Annotated in this window: 1 protein-coding gene and 1 pseudogene; one reads left to right on the top strand and one right to left on the bottom strand. The window is 55.8% G+C overall.

Annotation, left to right across the window (positions count from 1 at the left end):
• The first annotated feature begins 186 nt into the window (after positions 1-186).
• Positions 187-1113 (top strand): FRG domain-containing protein, encoded by a 927-nt coding sequence (locus tag BN2475_RS32965; protein ID WP_159444649.1) that lies wholly within the window; start codon positions 187-189, stop codon positions 1111-1113.
• A 77-nt stretch (positions 1114-1190) separates the two neighbouring features.
• Here BN2475_RS32965 and BN2475_RS32960 read toward each other — a convergent pair.
• Positions 1191-1948 (bottom strand): annotated as a pseudogene (locus BN2475_RS32960) (IS5 family transposase).
• Positions 1949-2024: the final 76 nt, after the last annotated feature.

Genomic DNA, 2024 nt, shown 5'->3' with positions numbered 1-2024 from the left:
AAAACCTGCAATCAGTAGGCAGCTCACACGGGCCGTTTGCCATCACCTAAACTGTTGTTGAATGGCAATGCGACCACGCTGGCGCAGTGCTGCCAACTATTACCGCAAAAAGCCGTCACTTTCTCGCCATAACTTGGCTTTAAGGATCGCTCCTTTGACGGCTGTGCGGCCATGCGAGGATCGAACATGTACCCGCTTGAGCGCTCATACGGCCAGGAGGCCTTCTACGCCTGGGACGAGAACAAGCCACCCGACCTGAGCGACAAACAAACCAGCCCAGATTACGCTAACGCGCATACCTGGTCAGTTAGCTCATTTCAACAGCTAGTTGAAGCAGTCGCCTTCCTCGGTTCTATGAACAAGCGTCTCGCCTTATTCTACAGAGGGCAGAGTCGTGACGTGGCCCCATTACCCGCGCTCTTCAGAAATTCATGGTGCGCCTTTGATACCGATAAACACTTCGAAATAAATTCCACGATATGCAAGAAATATTGGGACGCCCTCTTCGATATAGGACGACGTGTTTTCGAAATTTGCAATGAACCTCAGCTTGGCTTGCCGCGATGGCGAGGACTCAAAGGTATTCGCGAAGTGCAGTGGGCGGTTGTTCAACATTACGGCATCTGGCCCACGCCCTTGCTCGATCTAACTAGCAATCTTCGTGTTGCCGCTAGCTTTGCGATGAGCTTTGCCTCAGCAACCCGCTCAAACCCCAAGACGGGCTATCTTTATGTCTCAGGGATGCCATATTCGACTGGATCGATCTCCTATGACATCGACCAGCAGGTCGTTCTGGCAAGGCTGCAGAGTGCGTGTCCGCCCATTGCCAAGCGCCCGCACTATCAGGACGGATTTCTCGTTGGACGATTCCCGCTTTATGAACCGGACCACGAAGCTGCCCAAAACTCGTCGCTGATACGGCGACTCGTAGCCAAGTTCCAACTACACGACTCAGGGGAATTCTGGAACGTTGATTTCCCACCCATCAGCTTAGCCGCTTTGCTCCCCTCCCAGGATCCGTTACGCGAACGGCTTCTCGATGAATTTGGTGCTACCGGCAGCTATTCAGTCTACCGCCTTGCGCAATCGTTTTGCGATGCTGACGCCGGCTAACTGAGGGGGGGCCGGTGTGAATGTGGGATTGCGCATATAGCACCCTCGCTTTAATGATTCGATGTCCTAGGTCCTGTTCACATTCTCACCAGCGGCCCAAAGGCGCAGGCAAGCACCGCGAAGGCGAAATAGTTGCCGGCGAGCTTGTCGTAACGAGTGGAGACGCGACGAAAATGTTTGATGCGATTGAAGAAGCGTTCGACGATGTTCCGAGTTCGATACAGCGCGCGGCTGTACCGATGCTTGGTCTTTCGATTCGAGCGCGGCGGGATAACGGCCTTCGCACGCGTCGCGCGGATGGTGTTCACGAAGGCATCCGAGTCGTAGCCTTTGTGAGCAATCACAGCACCCGTGCGCAGATGCTCGACCAATTCGTGCGCACACGAAATGTCCGAGACCTGTCCTTCGGTGACGATCATTCGCAGAGGCCGCCCGGCTTCGTCGACGGCCAGATGCAGCTTGGTCGTCAGTCCCCCGCGCGAGCGGCCGAGCGCTTGCGGGCCGCTTTTTTTCGAGCGCCTGCCGAATGCTGGTGCGCCCGCACGATGGTCGAGTCGATCAGCACACGCTTGATCTCCGTCTCGTCGGACACGGCGTGCGCCACGCGTTCCCACACGCCTTTGCGACGCCACCGAGAGAAGCGCATGTACACCGTATGCCATCGGCCGAACTCTTTCGGCAAATCGCGCCAGGGGCATCCGGTCCGGCCGATCCAGAGGACAGCTTCGACAAACCAACGATTGTCGGTCGCCGTGCGCCCTGGATCGCCTTCCTTGCCCGGCAAGACGGATTCGATTCGTGCCCATACTTCATCGCTCAATAACGTTCGAATCATCTTGGCCTGCTCGCGCAAAAGACAAGATGTAAACACATTTCATCGAATGTAAACAGACCCTTCTATGAGCAAGAAT

Source organism: Paraburkholderia ribeironis (assembly GCF_900019265.1).
GTDB classification, from domain to species: Bacteria; Pseudomonadota; Gammaproteobacteria; order Burkholderiales; family Burkholderiaceae; genus Paraburkholderia; species Paraburkholderia ribeironis.
The sequence above is the reverse complement of the archived record's forward strand: the minus strand, read 5'-3'. Positions and strand labels throughout refer to the sequence as shown.

What these genes read in the sequence shown, in the direction of transcription:
- BN2475_RS32965 (WP_159444649.1), top strand. Translation starts at nt 187, where the DNA reads ATGTACCCGCTTGAGCGCTCATACGGCCAGGAGGCCTTCTACGCCTGG.